Source organism: Enterococcus sp. DIV2449a (assembly GCF_051711225.1).
GTDB lineage: Bacteria > Bacillota > Bacilli > Lactobacillales > Enterococcaceae > Enterococcus_D > Enterococcus_D casseliflavus.
This window is the reverse complement of record NZ_JBIOME010000001.1, coordinates 3103610-3121789: the sequence shown is the minus strand read 5'-3', so window position 1 is coordinate 3121789 and position 18180 is coordinate 3103610. Positions and strand designations below refer to the sequence as shown.

General features: G+C 45.0%; 15 protein-coding genes. 5 read left to right on the top strand and 10 right to left on the bottom strand.

Features of this window, described 5'->3' with window-relative positions; translation table 11 throughout:
- Window positions 1-9 precede the first annotated feature (9 nt).
- Entirely contained in the window at window positions 10-2274 is a 2265-nt protein-coding gene (locus IGI76_RS14805) for a glycoside hydrolase family 65 protein (RefSeq protein WP_194193488.1), read from the bottom strand.
- 250 nt (window positions 2275-2524) lie between these two features.
- Here IGI76_RS14805 and IGI76_RS14800 point away from each other — a divergent pair, with 250 nt between their 5' ends.
- The gene (locus tag IGI76_RS14800; protein ID WP_010749062.1) at window positions 2525-4699 is read left to right on the top strand and encodes a PTS transporter subunit IIBC; all 2175 of its coding nucleotides are present in this window, start codon (window positions 2525-2527) and stop codon (window positions 4697-4699) included.
- 93 nt (window positions 4700-4792) lie between these two features.
- On the top strand, window positions 4793-5623 hold the full coding sequence (locus IGI76_RS14795; RefSeq protein WP_333718781.1) for an endonuclease/exonuclease/phosphatase family protein: 831 nt from the start codon (window positions 4793-4795) through the stop codon (window positions 5621-5623).
- A 56-nt stretch (window positions 5624-5679) separates the two neighbouring features.
- On the opposite strand, the gene IGI76_RS14790 is transcribed toward IGI76_RS14795, so the two are convergent.
- From IGI76_RS14790 to IGI76_RS14760, 7 genes are all read right to left on the bottom strand, one after another.
- Entirely contained in the window at window positions 5680-6120 is a 441-nt protein-coding gene (locus IGI76_RS14790; protein WP_005227852.1) for a hypothetical protein, read from the bottom strand.
- Entirely contained in the window at window positions 6113-6886 is a 774-nt protein-coding gene (locus tag IGI76_RS14785) for a MurR/RpiR family transcriptional regulator (RefSeq protein WP_333718780.1), read from the bottom strand. Before IGI76_RS14785 ends, IGI76_RS14790 begins: the two co-directional genes overlap by 8 nt.
- 63 nt (window positions 6887-6949) lie before the next feature.
- A complete protein-coding gene (locus IGI76_RS14780) occupies window positions 6950-8281 on the bottom strand; it encodes a 6-phospho-alpha-glucosidase (RefSeq protein WP_270266775.1) in 1332 nt (443 codons plus the stop codon).
- Window positions 8282-8294: 13 nt separating this feature from the next.
- Window positions 8295-9887, bottom strand: a complete 1593-nt coding sequence (locus IGI76_RS14775) for an alpha-glucoside-specific PTS transporter subunit IIBC (RefSeq protein ID WP_016609922.1) — start codon at window positions 9885-9887, stop codon at window positions 8295-8297.
- Between the two features lie 187 nt (window positions 9888-10074).
- Window positions 10075-10746, bottom strand: coding sequence for a type 1 glutamine amidotransferase (locus IGI76_RS14770; RefSeq protein WP_201690352.1), 672 nt, complete (start codon window positions 10744-10746; stop codon window positions 10075-10077).
- Entirely contained in the window at window positions 10739-12088 is a 1350-nt protein-coding gene (locus IGI76_RS14765) for a Mur ligase family protein (RefSeq protein ID WP_201690350.1), read from the bottom strand. The genes IGI76_RS14770 and IGI76_RS14765 overlap by 8 nt, the downstream gene beginning before the upstream one ends.
- A 198-nt stretch (window positions 12089-12286) precedes the next feature.
- Complete coding sequence (locus IGI76_RS14760) at window positions 12287-13744, bottom strand: TrkH family potassium uptake protein (protein WP_223597487.1); 1458 nt, start codon at window positions 13742-13744, stop codon at window positions 12287-12289.
- A gap of 313 nt (window positions 13745-14057) precedes the next feature.
- Here IGI76_RS14760 and IGI76_RS14755 point away from each other — a divergent pair, with 313 nt between their 5' ends.
- The gene (locus IGI76_RS14755; RefSeq protein WP_330872852.1) at window positions 14058-14852 is read left to right on the top strand and encodes an HAD family hydrolase; all 795 of its coding nucleotides are present in this window, start codon (window positions 14058-14060) and stop codon (window positions 14850-14852) included.
- 150 nt (window positions 14853-15002) lie between these two features.
- On the opposite strand, the gene IGI76_RS14750 is transcribed toward IGI76_RS14755, so the two are convergent.
- Both IGI76_RS14750 and msrA read right to left on the bottom strand, forming a co-directional pair.
- The gene (locus tag IGI76_RS14750) at window positions 15003-16067 is read right to left on the bottom strand and encodes an iron-containing alcohol dehydrogenase family protein (RefSeq protein ID WP_151195747.1); all 1065 of its coding nucleotides are present in this window, start codon (window positions 16065-16067) and stop codon (window positions 15003-15005) included.
- A gap of 162 nt (window positions 16068-16229) precedes the next feature.
- On the bottom strand, window positions 16230-16748 hold the full coding sequence (msrA, locus tag IGI76_RS14745) for a peptide-methionine (S)-S-oxide reductase MsrA (RefSeq protein WP_016609916.1): 519 nt from the start codon (window positions 16746-16748) through the stop codon (window positions 16230-16232).
- 128 nt (window positions 16749-16876) lie between these two features.
- Here msrA and IGI76_RS14740 point away from each other — a divergent pair, with 128 nt between their 5' ends.
- Window positions 16877-17458 (top strand): GNAT family N-acetyltransferase, encoded by a 582-nt coding sequence (locus IGI76_RS14740; protein WP_333718779.1) that lies wholly within the window; start codon window positions 16877-16879, stop codon window positions 17456-17458.
- Between the two features lie 136 nt (window positions 17459-17594).
- The gene (locus IGI76_RS14735) at window positions 17595-18179 is read left to right on the top strand and encodes a thymidine kinase (RefSeq protein ID WP_005227882.1); all 585 of its coding nucleotides are present in this window, start codon (window positions 17595-17597) and stop codon (window positions 18177-18179) included.
- Window position 18180 lies beyond the last annotated feature (1 nt).

Here is an 18180-nt window from a genome sequence, read left to right as displayed (position 1 = left end):
AAGGCTTGTTTAGTTGATCGCTGTACTGATTTCGTCTTCTAAAACATAGTCTTTGCCATACAACTTGATTGGCAATGCCTCACCGCTGATTTTCTTCAATGTCACCGTCGAGTCATTGACGGAAACAAAGAGCAGACGTCCACGATAGTTGATGTGGAAGGCATAGCGGCTCCAAGTTTTAGGTAAGAATGGCGCAAACCCTAAGTGGTCGTGATCGGTTTTCATTTGAGCAAAACCTTGAACGATCGCTAACCAGCTGCCGGTCATAGAAGTGATGTGCAAGCCATCATCGGTATCATTGTTGTAATTGTCCAAATCAAGACGAGCAGTCCGCTCATACATTTCCAACGCTTTTTCTTCCATGCCTAATTCCGCTGCTAAAATCGCATGGATACTTGGAGAAAGGGAAGATTCATGCACTGTCATCGGCTCATAGAAATCAAAGTTCCGTTGTTTTTCTTCTTTGCTGAATTGATCGCCTAAGAAGTAGATACCTTGCAAAACATCGGCTTGCTTGATAAAGCAAGAGCGCAAGATATGATCCCACGACCAATTTTGGTTCAACGGCAAATGTTTTGGATCAAGATCGGAAACGGGCATCAAGTCTTTGTCTAAGAAGGTATCATGCTGGACGAACACACCAAGATCTTGGTCTTCTGGGAAGTACATATTGTCGATGATGTCTTGCCATTTGGCTTGTTCTTCGTCAGAGATCGTGACAGTCGCTTCGTCTTTGAAGGCTTCATAGCTGGCTAAGGTATAAGCTAAGACCCAAGTAGCCATTTTATTGGTGTACCAGTTGTTATTGATATTGTTTTCGTATTCGTTTGGTCCTGTAACGCCATGGATCATGTATTTTTGCTGGCGTTTCGAATAGTGGACACGATCTGCCCAGAAACGTGAGATCGCACTTAACACTTCTAATCCTTCTTTTTTCAGGTAACTTGTATCGCCAGTATAATTCGTATAGTTGTAGATGGCATAAGCGATGGCACCATTTCGGTGGATTTCTTCGAAAGTGATCTCCCACTCATTGTGGCATTCGATCCCAGTGAAGGTCACCATTGGGTAAAGGGCACCTGCTAAGCCTTGTTTTTGCGCATTGATATGGGCTTGCGGCAATTGGTTATGACGGTATTTCAACAAGTTACGGGTCACTTCTGGTTTTGCTAATGCCAAATACAATGGAACTGCATAGGCTTCGGTATCCCAGTAAGTCGCACCGCCATATTTTTCACCAGTAAAGCCTTTCGGTCCAATGTTCAGGCGCTCGTCTTCGCCATAATAGGTTGAAAACAATTGGAACAGGTTGAAACGAATTCCTTGTTGCGCCGCAGCATCGCCTTCAATGATCACATCAGCTAAATCCCAGCGGGCTTTCCAAGCAGCAACTTGTTCTGCACGCAACGCATCATAATCTGCTTTGTATAAAGTGCCTAATTCGGTGACTTTTGCTGGATGATCATGAGCGGGAACATCACGACTCGTAACGATCAAGACTTCTTTGATCAATGAGAAGGTGTCACCGGCTGTTCCAGAAAAGGCAAAGGTATCAGCAACGCAAAGCTCGCTTTTCACGGAATCGATCGGTGTTTGGCTATGACGCATAGCAGAAGTGACAGTAAAGCGTTCAATGTCAAAATTATTTTCTACAGTCCGAGTGGTCAAGTAATGGAAGGTTTCGGTTTGGCCATGAGCCAATTCTTCCCAGAAACGTTCGTCGTAGTTGCTGTCTTCGTTATGGACATTGTTATCTAGTTTAGAAACGACTTTGATCTCAGCGTCGCCTTCAATGATCTCAGCGTCCATCTTAATGAGGGCAAGTTCACGTTTTACGATGCTCAAGAAGCGTTCAAAAGAGAATTTTACGGTGGCGCCTGCCAAAGTGACAGTAAAGTTGCGGCGTAAAATCCCGGTTTCCATGTCTAGTTCTAAACGGAAGTCACTTGGGCTGATTTTTGCTAAGTCGACTAATTGGTCATTGACAAATAGGTCCATTGCAATAAAGTTGACCGCGTTGATCACTTTGCCAAAATAGTCAGGGTAGCCGTTTTTCCACCAGCCGACACGGGTTTTGTCTGGGTACCAGACACCAGCGATATAAGTACCTAAGTGATGATCGCCGCTGTATTGTTCTTCAAAGTTGCCGCGCATTCCCATGTAGCCATTCCCGATACTTGTTAGCGACTCTTGCAGTCGACGATTTTCTTTATCTAAGGTAGATGTCGCGATTTTCCATGGATCGATCTCGAACAATCGTTGGATTTTTTTCATGAAAGTCCCTCCAGAATCTTTTTGATATCTCTATCATAAGCGCAAACGATTGCATCGTCAAGTGAAAGTTGTTGCGTTTAAAGAATTTCCTATTAGGAAACATCGAGAAAGAGAGATTCAGTTATATAAAGGTGAAAAGCGAATAGAATCCCTTTTGATATTTCTGGGTTTACAAAATCTTTTTTCTCCGTTAGAATGAAATCATTAAGAAACCGATTGCGTAAATCGATTCAGGGAAGGAAGAAGGAAGATGAAAAAATTATTGAGCTTCGAATTTTGGCAAAAATTCGGAAAAGCGCTAATGGTGGTTGTCGCTGTTATGCCAGCTGCTGGTTTGATGATCAGTATTGGGAAAACGATCCCAATGATCAATGCCGACTGGGCATTTTTGATCACTACAGGAGGCGTCATTGAAAACATTGGTTGGGCAATTATTGGTAACTTGCATTTATTATTTGCATTAGCTATTGGTGGTAGTTGGGCAAAAGAGCGAGCTGGTGGGGCATTTGCTGCTGGGATCGCCTTTATTTTGATCAACCGAATCACTGGTTCGATCTTTGGCGTGACGAGCGCGATGTTAACCGAAGAAGGCGCCTTTACCCATACGTTATTTGGGACGAAGATCATGATCGACGGCTTCTTTACTAGTGTATTAGAAGCACCTGCTTTGAACATGGGTGTCTTTGTTGGGATCATCGCCGGTTTTGTGGGAGCAACAGCTTACAACAAATACTATAATTTCCGCAAATTACCGGATGCGCTTTCCTTCTTTAACGGCAAACGCTTCGTACCTTTCGTAGTGATCGCCCGTTCAGTAGTCGTCGCATTAGTGTTATCGATCGTTTGGCCCTACATTCAGGCAGGCATCAACAACTTCGGTTTATGGATCGCGCAATCACAAGAAAGTGCGCCCGTTTTAGCACCGTTCTTGTTTGGAACCTTGGAGCGGCTGCTCTTACCATTCGGGCTGCATCACATGTTGACGATCCCGATCAATTACACCGAATTAGGTGGAACTTACACGATTCTTTCTGGCGCACAAGCCGGCACCCAAGTCTTTGGACAAGACCCATTATGGCTTGCTTGGGCAACGGATCTAGTGAACATGCGCAATGCTGGCGATACGTCACAATATCAATTTTTATTGGAAAACTTTGTTCCTGCCCGCTTTAAAGTTGGACAAATGATTGGTTCATCTGGGATCTTGATGGGCTTGTCTTATGCCATGTATCGCAATGTCGATGCGGACAAACGGCACAAATATACCTCTATGTATTTATCAGCTGCTATCGCTGTCTTCTTGACAGGGGTAACGGAACCGTTGGAGTTCATGTTTATGTTTGCTGCCGTACCGCTTTACATCGTTTATGCAGTCGTACAAGGGGCGGCGTTTGCGATGGCGGATATCGTCAACTTACGGGTCCACTCTTTTGGGAATATCGAGTTGTTGACCCGTACCCCAATGGCGATCAATGCCGGCTTAGGACAAGATTTGATCAACTTTGTGTTAGTGACCATCGTCTTTGGTGTTGGGATGTATTTCTTGGCCAACTTCTTGATCAAAAAATTCAACTTTGCAACACCAGGTAGAAACGGCAACTACGAAACAGAAGGAGCCAGCGATGCGCCAGCAACAGCTTCGGCGGATGGAAATTTGAACCCAGATTCGCAAGTCGTGAAAATCATTCATTTATTAGGCGGACGTGAAAATATCGCCGACGTTGATGCATGTATGACCCGTTTACGGGTCTCTGTGAAAAATCGAGAAGCGGTCGGCGATGAAAAAGCATGGAAAGCCGCAGGGGCTTTAGGCTTGATCGTAAAAGACAACGGTGTGCAAGCAGTGTATGGACCGAAAGCAGATGTCTTAAAATCAGACATTCAAGATATCTTAGATTCTGGTGTCACGATTCCCGAACCGACGGCTAGTCAAGCACCAGTAGAAACCACTACCCACCAAAGCCAAGGCGTGACAGCTGAACTAGCTGCCGTTGCCACTGGAGAAGTGATGCCGATCACCTCTGTCAAAGACCAAGTGTTTGCGGAAAAAATGATGGGTGACGGTTATGGCGTGCGTCCAGAGCAGACGACAGTTGTCGCACCAATCAGCGGGAAAGTCACCAACATCTTCCCAACGAAACATGCTATTGGCTTGCTTTCTGATGAAGGCATCGAAGTATTGGTTCACATGGGCTTAGATACCGTTGACTTAAACGGTGCCCCCTTTACGGTAGCTGTCACTGAAGGACAACAAGTGGCGGCGGGTGACAAGTTAGCGGAGATGGATCTCGCTGCAGTAAGTGCTGCTGGCAAAGACACCACCATCGTTGTAGTGTTGACCAACAGCAATCAAATCGATTCCTTTGAATTGACCCAAATCGGCAAGCAACAAGCAGCCGCAGTTGTTGGAATCGTAAAACTATAATAAAATGACAAGCGGGTCGACTCTTTTGTTGACCCGCTCTCTTTTATTTTTAAAAGGAATCGTACAAGCAAACCGAGAGAAGGAGCCTTATTCATGAAGGTATTAACATTGAACACCCATAGCTGGTTAGAAGAAAATCAGCTAGAAAAATGCAAAATGATCGCACAAGAGATTGCAACAGGCGACTATGACATCATCGCCTTGCAAGAAGTCAACCAAACGATCGCTGCTCAAGCCATCGTTCCTGATGGGCTATATTGCCCCACAGATACGCTGGTGGAAATCAAGGAGGGCAATTTTGCTTTACGCCTAGTGGAAGAACTGCAACTGTTAGACTGTGATTACTACTGGTCATGGACCTACAGTCACGTAGGCTATGACATTTACCACGAAGGCAATGCCTTATTGTCCAAACAGCCCATCATTGCCAAAGAATATCTTGCTTCACAAGCCACGGATGTCTGGGATCATACCACGCGCAAAAACCTGAGCGGCGTGACTGAAGCCGATGGACAGATCGTACAAGTCGTTAGCTGTCACTTTTCTTGGTGGCAAGACGGTAAATTTGCCTACGAGTGGCAACAGACAGAAGCATTTTTAGCAGAACGGGCAGATACCTTATTGATTCTAGGAGATTTCAACAACGATGCGGCCAGTTCTGGTCATCAACTCGTCCTTGACAGCTCCTTACAGCTGCAAGACAGCTTTTTAACGGCTGCCGAAACGATCGGTGAAGCCTCTGTCGTTAAAGCCATTGATGGTTGGCAAGACAATCGAGAAGCATTGCGGATCGATTATGTTTTTGCATCCAATGACCTGCAAGCAACGGAATATGAAGTCGTTTTTGACGGAACGCGTACTCCGATCGTCAGCGATCACTTTGGAATCAAAGTGGTTTTTGCTTCAAAAACAGAGCCAAACTAGCAGAAGCGACAGCAAAAAAGCAGTGCCAACCGGCACTGCTTTTCTTTTTGGGGAAGTTAAATCGCTGATCGAACAAGGAGGAAAAAGAATAAACTCAATAAAAGAATGAATGCTAATGCCCCATAGGTAAAACTCTTTTCGCCCCAGGTTGCGTTTTCCTCCTGACTTGAAAGACTTCTTCTTGTAAAAAAGACGAGTCCTGCGCCGATGACATTCGCTGTCAGCAACTGCTGGAAGAAGATCAGGAATAAATACTGACCCAAAAGGCCTTTTTTACTCATGGAAAACCGTTGAATAAAGTACAGGCAAGCCCCTTGCAGCAAAAGGAGACTACTTAACAAGACCCCTAAAGCGGCTAACGGTTGCGAGCTGAGGTACTGGGCAAAGGTCATCCCATGGTTGAAGGCAGTCAAGGAAAGATAAAGATAGTAAGCACCGGCGATCAAAAGCCAATAACTCAGTAAAATCAATGGAAACGCCCATTTTCGTTTAGTCATGGTTGCCCTCCTGTAAAGTGAATAGTCCGTAGGAACGGATCAAATAATCAATCAAGCAGCTTAGTCCGATCAAAGACTGGCTAGGGATTTTCTTGCGACCGATTTGAAAAAAATCGCAATAATAGGTCAGGTGAAACGTTGAATGGCGAGCAAAATAATTATCTCCTGGCGCACTCAATGTCAAAACGGGAATCTGACGAATCGCAAAAGTCGTCAGATTCTCTTTGACGTTTTCTGTTTCGCCGCTCAGTGAGGCGATGATCACACAATCTTCGGCAGTGATCATCGGCATGACCATATCAAATTCCGTTTTGTTCGGCAATACGATCACTCGTTTTTCCATAGAAAGCATCATTTTGGAAAACTCCTCCAGTGCTTTCTTTTGGGAAAAACCAGTTGGGTAGCAGTAGATGGTTTTGCTGCGGTCAAACAAGCAGTTGAGGGCAGCTAAGTCTACCGTTTTTAAATAGTTGAGGGTGGCGAAAATATCCTCTTGTTGCTTTTCAAAAATCGTTTTTTGTTGCGAAATCGTTGTTGCCTGTTCTTGCTGATGCCGTAGAAAATATTTGAACTCGGAATAGCCAGAAAAACCAAGTTTTTTCGTCAACCGTAAAATAGAAGACTTGGAGACGTGAACCTGCTCGGATAGCTCGACGATCCCCATAGATAGAACGGTGTCGTCGTTGGAAAGAATGTAGTTTAGAATGCCACGATCAAGTTCACTTAACTCTGATTGGTGCTGTTGAATCAAATACTGTAATTTCACAAAAACCCCTCCTTATTGATTAAGTATAGCTGAAAAGCCAGGAGGGGAGGCGAAGAACGCTGGCTAGTGTAATTCTGGCCAAAAGGCTTGATTTGCTTCAATCAATTCATCGAGTAATTCTTTGGCTACACGGGCATTTGGAACCACTTTTGAAAGAATCAGTGCTTGCCATAATTTCTGGTAAGAACCCTCTGCCCAAGCTTCCACGACTAATTTTTCTACGGCGACTTGTTGTTCCATCAATCCTTTTTGGAAGCGAGGGATCTTGCCTTGTGTGATTGGTTCTGCCCCGTTACTGCCGACGATACAAGGCACTTCCACCATTGCCTGTTCATCAAAGTTGACGATCGCTCCTTCGTTAGGCACGATCAACAGCATCCGTTCTTGCGTGTTATAAGCAATCGCTCGTGCAAGGTCCACGATGTAGCTGGCGTGTTCATCCACTTCAAGCGTGGTGTCAGTCGCTGTTTGGTTTTCTACGATGCGTTGGCATTCACCAAAGACGTGTTTTTCGCGGCCAGCCATGACTTCATTTGCCCGTGTAAAAGATGGGTTGGTGTGCGCCACTTCATCTTGAGGGAAAAAGTAATATTTCAAGTAGGTATTTGGCAAAGTGGGTGGATCAACTTCGTACACTTCTTTTGCTTTGGCAAAGGTGTGCATCCAGCTGGCATCAGCATGTTGGCTCGCTTCGATTTCTTCTGGCAATGAATAGCCGTATTTTGCCACATGCGCCTGGATCTGCGGCAGCAAATCATTGCCAGCTTTGTCTCGTATATCTGTCCACCAGCCAAAGTGATTCAATCCATAATAGCGAACCACCAACTCTTTGCGAGAAGCTAAACCGATCGCTTGCGCCATCCGTTCTTCGATTCCCACTGGCATATCACAAATATTAATGATCTTGGCATCAGGGCGCAATTTACGAGTCGCTTCTGCGACGATCGCTGCAGGATTGGAATAATTCAACATCCATGCATCAGGGGAATATTTTTCCATGTAATCGACTAACTCCAATACACCGCCGATAGAACGCATCCCATAAGCGATCCCGCCAGGACCACAAGTTTCTTGGCCGACCACACCATATTTCAAAGGGATTTTTTCATCCTTTTCGCGCATCGCATACAAGCCAACTCGGATATGCGCCATCACAAAATCGACATCCTGAAATGCGGTTTCGGGATCAGTGGTTGCTAAAAAGCTGATTTCTGGTGCGCGTTCTTTCAATAAAATCTCGCAAGCTTGTGCAACTTTTTCTTGTCGTTCTTCCAAATTGTCGTAAAACTTGATTTGGCGAATCGGGAAACGATCCAAGTGTTCCAAAAGCATCAAGACGATTCCTGGGGTAAAGGTACTGCCGCCTCCGGCGATCACGATTGAAAATTTTTTCATTTTTGTTTCCTCCTTAGTCTGATACAGCTAATAATTTTTCGAATTGTTCTCTCACTTGTGGCACATCCAGACCAACGATCACTTGGAAGGCGTTGCCGTTGCGAACAACACCATGGGCACCAGCGCCTTTAAAGATGTCATCTGGCAGCACTTGGTCTTGATCTTTGACGGTGATTCTTAGGCGAGTGGCACAATTAGTGACTTTATCAATGTTGTCGCGACCGCCAAACCCTTCTAAGTAGACTGCGGCTTGTTCGGTGTAGCGATTGGCACCAGCAATCACTGGCGTTCCAGTGTTGGCTTGTTTTTCTTTATAATCTTTTTTGGTGTACAGTTTGACTTCGCTATTGTTTTCTTCCCGTCCTGGTGTGGCTAACTTAAATTTGAGGATCAAGAAGCGGAAAACAAGGAAATAAAGGGCAGTAAAGGCTAACCCGATCACCAGCTGCGTGAAGATCATACTGCGATGATTTTGAAATAGCGGAATCCAGACCTTCGCCAACAGATCGATCAAGCCGCCTCCCATATCTCCAACGACCCCGAAGGCAAACATCGTTGCCGCCATGGTCGCTGCTAAAACAGCGTGCACCGCAAAGAGGGGTGGTGAGATAAAGAGGAAGGTGAATTCCAATGGCTCAGTGATACCAGCTAAAACGGCAGTTAAAGTGGCAGGGATCAAAATCGCTAAGACCTTCTTTTTGTTCTCAGGCTTGGCTGTGAAATAAAAAGCAGCAGCGATCCCTGGTGCAGCAAAGATCTTAGAATTGCCATGTAAAGCAAAGCCCCCTTCAGGGAAAAGCTCTTTCAATGGTCTGGTGGATTGGGCAAATTCTTGTAAATGTGCCATCCAGTATTTGGAGATTCCTTCTTCGACGACAGCGGGACCAAAAACAAAGGGGGTATACACGAAATGATGGAGACCTGTGGGAATCAATATTCGCTCTAAGAAAGTATAGAGCCAGACCCCAAAGACCCCAGCACTTGCTAGAAACCCTTGCATGGACCCAATGCCAGCTTGGACTTTCGGCCAAATCAATGCGATCAAGAAAGCAACTGGCAGCATTAAAAAGAAACCGAGGATCACGACAAAGGAAGAGCCTTGGAAGATTCCGAGAAAATCAGGCAGCTTCGTATCGAAAAACTTGTTGTGAAGATAGACGACGATCGCCGAAATAAAAATTGCTCCGATAATACCAGTATCTAATGTTTTGATGCCAGCGATCATTTTCAAACCACTCTCACCGCCGGGATCAGCTGCAAAGTTGACACCGAAGAAGTTACCAAAGTATTCGATCATGCCAGAAATAAAATAATTACAAGTAATATAGACGACAAAGGCTTCCATTGCCGCTCGCGCATTGGCTTTTTTTGCGAGACCGATCGGTAATCCAATGACAAATAATAATTCCATTTGGTTGAAGACCGTCCACGCACCGTTTTCAATGATCGTCCAAATGTTGTACCAAGTAGAGCCTTCAGTGGCGATGCTCCCCACAAGCATCGGATTTTTAAAGATAATACACAGCGCGACCATGATCCCTGAAAAGGAAAACAAGAGGACCGGGGTAAACATCGCACCGCCAAACCGCTGAACTTTTTCCATCATAATTTCTTAACATCTCCTTTCAATTTTTACTACAACCCCAGTATAGAAAAGAAAGATAGCGGTTACAATAAAGCGAGGCAGCATAGGAACGTAGAAGCAAACAAAGAGAAGAAGTTGCAACGGCGGGGAAATTTCCCATAAAAAAACAAACCTGCGAAACACAGGTTTGTTTGCTACGTACGTGTATTTAAATTTCGACGTTGCCATAACGATTGGCAAGGGCGGTGCGGATCAAGCGCTCTGCCAAATGCTCATTTCTTGCAAGGAGCGGTCCGTGGAAGTAAGAGCCGAACACATTGCGGTAAACCACGCCTTCGGTTTGGTCTTCGCCATTGTTTCCTTGTCCTTGGATGACTTTCCCCAATGGTTTTTCCCCTCTACCTAAGAAAGTACGGCCATTATGGTTTTCAAAGCCATAATAGGTCTCATCGAATTCTTCATTGTGGATCACGATGTCACCGATGAACCGGTTGTTTTCTTGGCTTAAGGTGTAATGATCCAAGGCACCGATCCCCTTGATTTTTTCGCCGTTGGCACCGATGTAGTAATGACCCAGTAATTGATAGCCGCCGCAGATCGCCAGCATGACGCCATCATTTTCGATATAGCTGGTCAGGGCTTCTTTTTTTGATTGGATATCTTGTGAAACGATCACTTGTTCAAAATCTTGCCCGCCACCGAAGAAGACGAGATCATATTTTTCAGGATCGAAGGGCTCGTGAATGCTGACGACTTCTGCGTTGAAGGTCACGCCTAGTTTTTCGGCCACGTAGCGCAGCATCAAGAGATTGCCGTTGTCGCCGTAAGTATTCAAAAGATTTCCATACAAGTGGGCAACATTCAGTTGATACTTAGTCACGACTCATTCCTCCTTTGATATAGCCTTTTTCCGCAAGCTTTTTGCGTAGCTGCAGGACTGCAGTGTAAGTCGCTAAAATATAGACTTTTTCTGTTGGTAAGTCTGCAATTTGCTTGATGACGTCATCAAGTTCAGGGGTTTCAATGATTTTCTCTTCAGGGATCCCCGCAACTTTTAACCGCAACGCCATATCTTTGTGACGATCACCACCAGCGATCACTTGAGGAATCCCCATATCGGCAAACGCTTCATGGTCGCCATCCCAAATCCAGCTGACGTCGATCCCATCTGCGTAGTTGGCATTCAACAAGCTGACTAGTGAGAAAGGATAGGGCGACAGGCCGATCATATCGATGACTTGGTTCAAACCAACAGGGTTTTTAACTAAAACTAACGTACATTCTTTGTCCCCGATGCGGATCACTTCTTGGCGGCCAAAGACTTTTTCGTCATAGGCCAAACCAGATTTGATTTTTTCAGGTGCTACGCCATAATATTCCGCAACCGCAGTTGCCGCCAGCGCATTGTAGACATTGTACATCCCACCAACTTCGATGCGATAGTCATTGCCATCGATCACAAAATCAGCAGAGGTGTTGTCCATTGCACTCATTTCCGTCAGTTTATAATCCAATTCTGGTCGATGGAAGCCGCAATTTGGGCAGTAGTATTTCCCAAGATTGGCATAGGTGATCATTTTATAATGCAAAATGTGATGACACTCAGGACACAACACGCCATCCGTATTGTAATGGGCCATCTGCTCTTCATCTGGCAAATGATCAAATCCATAGTATTTCCGCGGATTGACAGTTGCTACCGAATTGAACAGTGGCGAATCCCCATTGCAGAGGATCGTAGCTTCTGGTGAGTTTGCGGCACCTTCAACGATCATTTTATAGGTCGTATAGATCTCGCCATAACGGTCCATTTGATCGCGGAAAATATTAGTGAAAACGAACAATTCCGGTTTGATGTACTTCGTTACTTTGCTGAGACTGGCTTCATCGATTTCTAAAACCGCGAATTTTTTGCCTTTTTTAGGGCGTGCCGATAGAAAGGTTGAAACGATCCCTTGGACCATATTGGCGCCGGTGGGGTTCGTCAATACTTCATCAAATTCTTGGCGCAAAATATTGACAGTCAAGGCAGTCGTCAATGTTTTGCCGTTGGTGCCTGTGATCACGACGACTTGGTAATCTTTCGCCAAATGATCTAATATATGTGGATCAACTTTTAATGCTAATTTACCAGGCAGGCTTGAGCCGCCTTTGAAAAAGTTCTTTAATACCCATTGAGAGGTCTTACCGACTGAAACAGCCAGATGACTTCGTATTCCCATAATGTAACCCTCCATTAGAGCGAATGCTTTCATTGTGCAAATTCAATTTATCATACCATATACCAAGAAAAAGGTTAAATTGCTTTTGCGATTCTTTAAATTTCTGCAAAGACCATTCTGATAAATGGCTCTTTTACTTGCGATGATCAAAGGCTTGAAAAGCAAAACAGCAAACCTTCTGCCAGGTTTGCTGCTGCTTTAACCGATAATGATTTTTTCCGTTGGGTACTCGTAGCCTAAGTCACGTGTTTCTTTTGGTACGAATAACATCAAGGTGTACAGCATACCGACACGGCCGATAAACATCAAAAGAGCAATCACGAGTTTGCCGATAGTTGATAAATCACCCGTGATTCCTAAAGAAAGCCCTGTGGTTCCAAATGCCGAGGAAACTTCAACAATGATGGCGATCAAAGGGATATCCTCGATGGCGGTCAAGAATAAGACACAAAAGAAGCACATGCCCATCGAAAGCATAAAGACCACCACTGATTTGCGGACGTCATCTTGATCGATCCGGCGACCGAAGATATTGATATTGTCCTCACTTTTCAAGAAGGCATAGAGGTACAGCCCAATGATGGCAATGGTCGTCGTCCGAATCCCCCCACCAACAGAGCTGGGACTACAACCAATAAACATCAGCAAGGAGAAAACGATCAACGTCGTGGTTTGAAAGTTGCCTAAGTCATGGATCTGCAGGCCAGCATTCCGCGTTGTCATGGAATAAAACATGCTGTTCATCCACATACCGCTAAAGCTGTAATCTTTGAACAAATAATCTTTCTCAAGGAAAAAGATCGCTAATGTACCGCCGACAAAGAGGATCACGAAAGCCAAAACAGCAATTTTTGTGAATAAAGAAAAGCGAAACGGCAAGCGGCGGCGTTGTTTTTTCATTTTAAAAAGGACCCATTCCCGAAAGTCCATGATCACTGGAAATCCGATCCCCCCGATAAAAATCAAAATCATGATACACGTCAGGAAGAAATAATCATGGGAAAACGGCAAGATGGAATTGCCCGTCACATCAAACCCTGAGTTGGTCACAGCAGAGATCGCTTGATAAAATCCATAAAAGATCGCATCTCGCCAATTGTCATAATAGCCGTAAAGATGAAAATAAACAGCGAAGATCGTGCCTGCTACCACCTGACAAAGCAAGATAATGGTAAACGTCGTTCGAATCATCCGAACGATCCCACTAAGCTTTGGCTGATTCATATCCGTCATGATCAACTGGCGCTGCTTTAAACTGATTTTGCGCCGTGAGACGATCGCAAAAAAGGTCGAGATCATCATGATCCCTAAACCGCCGACTTGAAAGAGGACTTCCAATAAGATGACCCCGTGGTCGTTAAACACGTCATTGATCGGAAAAGTAGTCAGCCCAGTGACACTGACCGTGCTGACCGCCATAAAGAACAGATCGATAAACGCGACATGAGAGCCGGGTTCTCGAAAGAAGGGGAGTGAAAAAAGCCCCAAAGAGACCACCGTCATCACGATATAATAAAAAACAATCACTTGGATTGAAGACACGTTCTGGGAAATAAACGTCTTGCTCCTGCGCTGCGTCAAGCGGGCAAAGCGGGTAAAGTTCATTACAAAAAACCCCTCACTAAATAAACTATCCCCAGTATACCAAAGAACCAAGTAGATTTGAAAGAAAGCAGGATAGAATTCATGAGCAGCAGAAATTGTGCAAGGAAAAGCTTTTGGAAAGTGTCGTTGGGTTAGAGGACACGATCAGGCTGTGGTTCTTGCGGCAGCTTGATTGCTTAAGAAACTTAAAAACTCGAAGCAAATCAGTAAGGATTTCACGATTTCAGAAGAAAACGCTGGCAATTTATGAGAAGATAAAAGAAATAAAAGATAACGGCGACGATCCGCACGGAACAATAGCGAGAAAGCGGACAAAAAAAGCGCATCAAATTTTTTGAAAATCGAGACGGAAATGGGGAGTATCATGAAAGACGTAAAAATTATTTTTTTCGATGTTGATGGCACACTGATCGACATGAGCAAAAAGCAAATCTCTAAAAGAATGTTAGCCACATTAAAAGCCTTGAAGAAGCAAGGAATCCTGTTGTGCATTGCGACTGGCAGAAGTCCCATCGCGTTGCCGCAATTTGAAGGCGTGACCTTCGATGCGTTTTTGACCTTTAACGGATCGTATTGTTTTAATCAAGCCGAGGGGATCCACCAAAACCCCATTCCTAAAAAAGATGTTCAGCAAATCATTGAAAATGCCACGGTCCTCAAGCGTCCAGTAGCGATCGCAACGAAGGACCGAACGGTTGCCAATGGCAAAGATGCTGACTTAGTTGAGTATTTTTCCTTTGCCCACCAAGAAGTGATCGTGGCAGAAGATTTTGATGAGGTGATCCAGCAGCAAGACATTTTCCAAGTGATGCTTGGCTCAGGGAAAGAAGACTACGCCAAAGTGATGGCAAATACCACGGAGGCGAAAATCACCGCCTGGTGGGATCGCGCAGTCGATATTATTCCAGCCAGCAGTGGGAAAGGAAGCGGCATTGCCAAAATGCTGGCTTACTATGGCTTGGATAAATCTGAAGCCATTGCCTTTGGCGATGGCAACAATGACATTGAGATGCTAGAGGCAGTCGGCTGGGGTCTCGCAATGGCCAATGCTTCGGATGAGTTAAAAGCAATCGCCGATGAAGTGATCGGTCACGTAGCCGAGGAAGGCATTTATCATTACTGCTTAGAAAACGGGCTGCTGGGTGAAGTCGTGCAGTGATGGGCAATGCGCCAGTTGCTGTCGCCCGCTAAGAATATGCGCAGCTAGGATCGCTACTGCGTGTCTATTGGATCAAATAAAAAAACTGTTTCCGAAATGTATTAGGGAAACAGTTTTTTTGATATAAAGTTGTTTAGCAATGTGTACGGTTTACAGCGCCTCCACCGCTTCGATCGCCTGATAGACTTTTTCAGGTGTGATCGCAGGATCGATCAAAATAAAGGTTTCTTCTTCTTTGACAGCATAGGTCAGAACCGAGGCGAAGTAATCCCGATCAAGGCGCGTCACGTGGAGATCCTTCAACTTCATTGGCAAGTGCAAAGCTTCGTAAAATGGCCGTAATTCTTCAATCACATCAAAATCATTGGTATAGGCAAGCTGGACCCAAATGCAGTAGGCGACTTTGTTGCCGTGCAAGACGCTATGGGTCTCACTCAAATAAGACAAGCCGTCATGCAGCGCATGCGCACCAGACGTGCGGCCAAATTCGACTGCAAAACCACCAACTTCGCCTGCCAAAGCAATGATCGCATCGGTGATACGGGCAAACGCGGGGGTCAGCTGCCCGACTTCTAGGTCTTTGACGGCTTGGATCGCATCGGCAATCAACAAGTTTTTGATCAAAAGAGCGCTTTGGAAACCTAGCCGTACTAAGGCAGTCTTGTCGTCTTCTGCCATGTTGCGGACGATGGCTTCCATTTCATAATATTTGGCTAACGTATCAGCGATCCCTGCGATAAAGTAATCAACGGGTGTGGCTAGTAAAAAACGGGTGTCGACGATCGTCATGTAGGCACCTTTTTTGGCATAGTCGATTTTACAAATCGTATGATTGGGGTAATAGGCGACGATCACCGGGGTGAAGGGTGCACAGTTGGAAACCAATGTAGGGATCACGATCAATTCTGCGCCAAGGGTTTGGGCGGTGATTTTTGCTGTATCAGCGACCTTGCCGCCGCCGATTGCCACCACGGCATCCGCTTGCTGGATTGCTTCAGCTAAGGCTTGTGCATTTTCATAACTCGATGATCCATCGTAGCGGTAGATCGGGTAGTCAAATGAATGAGGGTAATAGTTCGAAAACACATCGAATGACTGCTCCCCAGTGATCACAGCAACTTCTTGGAACTCACTTAAATACTCTGGCAAATCAGCTAAGACCCCATCGCCAGTAATATACCGATTAGGACCTGGACGGACTTCATTGGCTAACATCAAACAAACACTCCTTTATAATCGTCAGAATTTTCTAATCAGTGTATCGCGAAAATGACCTGACTGTCAATTTCCTTTTGGCAAAAGAAACAGAAAACAGCCGATCTGCCTTGAGAGCAAATCGGCTGTTAATGATGAATCGGGAGGCATGCTCCAAAAATGTTAGGCCCAGTTTTGGCGAATAAAGCCAGCTCGACCGGAGCCTTCGCTATAAGCATTGTAATGGGCTGCATTTTTCTTGTAAAAATCTTGATGGTAGTCTTCTGCAGGATAAAAAGGTTCTGCTGGTTCGATCTTCGTTACGATCGGACGGTCAAAGCGGCCGCTAGCTTGCAACTGCGCCTTTGATTTTTCTGCAATCGCTTTTTGTTCTTCACTATTGTAAAAAATCACTGGACGATAGGAATCACCACGGTCGGCAAACTGACCAAACGCATCCGTGGGGTCTGTCTGCTGCCAATAGATGGCAACCAATTCTTCATAAGAGATGACCTCAGGATCAAAGGTGATCTCAACTGCTTCGGTGTGACCGGTGGTTCCTGTCGTTACTTGTTGGTAGGTTGGGTTAGGCACATGGCCGCCAGTAAAGCCAGAAACCACTTTGAGGATGCCTGGCTGCGAGTCAAAAGGTTTCACCATGCACCAAAAACAACCGCCAGCAAAAATTGCCGTATCTTTCATAGGTATTCCTCCTTTGCTTCTATGGTATGCTTCTAGTAGAGAAAAACAAGAGATATGCTTGTAAGAAGGAAAAAAGCAGAAAATGAGTTCTTTACGAGAAAACAAAATGAGAAAGAGAGGCACAACCAATGTTAGATAAATCAATTCCATATGCAGAAATCTGGATGAAACGAGCGCACAAAAGCACACCGATCCAGCCCCTTCAATCCGATAACTATTCGCTACGCAGCTACCAAACAGGAGACGAAGGGCACTGGGCACGGATCGAAACATCCGTCGGAGAGTTTGACAATGAGGCAGAGGCATTGGCGTATTTTGAAAAGGAATTTATGCCCGAGCAAGCACAGCTAGGCCAACGAATGTTTTTTGCCCTTGATCAATCAGGTACACCGGTCGGTACGGCTACCGCTTGGAAAAAAGCCAAGCAAGACGGCACACCGGTTCCACTAGTCCATTGGGTAGCAGTAATGCCGCAAGCTCAACGTCAAGGGATTGCTCGCGGCTTGGTCACGCAAGTCGTTTCTGTCTTGGAGGCAGCCAACGAGCCGATGTATCTTCATACGCAAACCTGGAGCCACGCAGCAATCACGCTCTATCAGCAGCTCGGATTTGTGATCATTGCAACGGATATCAATAGGAATGAAAATCCAGAATATCCGCTGGCTTGTCAAGTATTGGCAGAAGTTGCTCAAAAAGCCAGAAACGAGTAAGAGATGGCGGCGGCAAAAAATCCGTTAATTTTTCGTAAAACTCTTGCGTAAAAGGCGGCAGGTGTCGAATTTAAGTCTGTAAAAATTCTCCTTTTTCAAGTATAATACCAAAGGAGTATGAGGAAGGATGGGCGAGATGGCACAGCTTTTTTTTAAATATGGCGCAATGAATAGTGGGAAAACGATCGAGATATTGAAAGTTGCTCACAACTATGAAGAACAAGACAAACCAGTCGTGATCATGACAAGTGGATTGGACACCAGAAGCGGTGTGGGAAATGTTTCAAGCCGCATCGGCTTAGAACGAGACGCGATCCCGATTTTTGATGAAACGGATCTGTTCCATTTGATCAAAGACCTCGGTTACAAACCTTATTGTATTTTGATCGACGAAGCACAGTTCCTAAAGAAGCATCACGTGCTGGCTTTCACCAAAATCGTGGATGAGCTAGGTATCCCTGTGATGGCCTTTGGTTTGAAAAATGATTTCCGTAATGAATTATTTGAAGGCTCAAAATACTTGCTGCTTTACGCAGATAAAATCGAAGAGATGAAAACCATCTGCTGGTTCTGTCATAAAAAAGCAACCATGAACTTGCACTATATCGACGGAAAACCCGTTTACGAGGGCGATCAAGTACAAATCGGCGGTAACGAAGCGTATTATCCTGTTTGCCGCAAACATTACTTTCACCCGGGAATGAAAAAAGAAGGAGAATAAT

Coding starts and splice junctions, on each gene's coding strand:
- IGI76_RS14750 (WP_151195747.1), bottom strand. CDS start 16,067: ATGTTAGCCAATGAAGTCCGTCCAGGTCCTAATCGGTATATTACTGGC.
- IGI76_RS14805 (WP_194193488.1), bottom strand. CDS start 2,274: ATGAAAAAAATCCAACGATTGTTCGAGATCGATCCATGGAAAATCGCG.
- IGI76_RS14800 (WP_010749062.1), top strand. CDS start 2,525: ATGAAAAAATTATTGAGCTTCGAATTTTGGCAAAAATTCGGAAAAGCG.
- IGI76_RS14790 (WP_005227852.1), bottom strand. CDS start 6,120: ATGACTAAACGAAAATGGGCGTTTCCATTGATTTTACTGAGTTATTGG.
- msrA (WP_016609916.1), bottom strand. CDS start 16,748: ATGAAAGATACGGCAATTTTTGCTGGCGGTTGTTTTTGGTGCATGGTG.
- IGI76_RS14735 (WP_005227882.1), top strand. CDS start 17,595: ATGGCACAGCTTTTTTTTAAATATGGCGCAATGAATAGTGGGAAAACG.
- IGI76_RS14780 (WP_270266775.1), bottom strand. CDS start 8,281: ATGAAAAAATTTTCAATCGTGATCGCCGGAGGCGGCAGTACCTTTACC.
- IGI76_RS14775 (WP_016609922.1), bottom strand. CDS start 9,887: ATGATGGAAAAAGTTCAGCGGTTTGGCGGTGCGATGTTTACCCCGGTC.
- IGI76_RS14740 (WP_333718779.1), top strand. CDS start 16,877: ATGTTAGATAAATCAATTCCATATGCAGAAATCTGGATGAAACGAGCG.
- IGI76_RS14765 (WP_201690350.1), bottom strand. CDS start 12,088: ATGGGAATACGAAGTCATCTGGCTGTTTCAGTCGGTAAGACCTCTCAA.
- IGI76_RS14755 (WP_330872852.1), top strand. CDS start 14,058: ATGAAAGACGTAAAAATTATTTTTTTCGATGTTGATGGCACACTGATC.
- IGI76_RS14795 (WP_333718781.1), top strand. CDS start 4,793: ATGAAGGTATTAACATTGAACACCCATAGCTGGTTAGAAGAAAATCAG.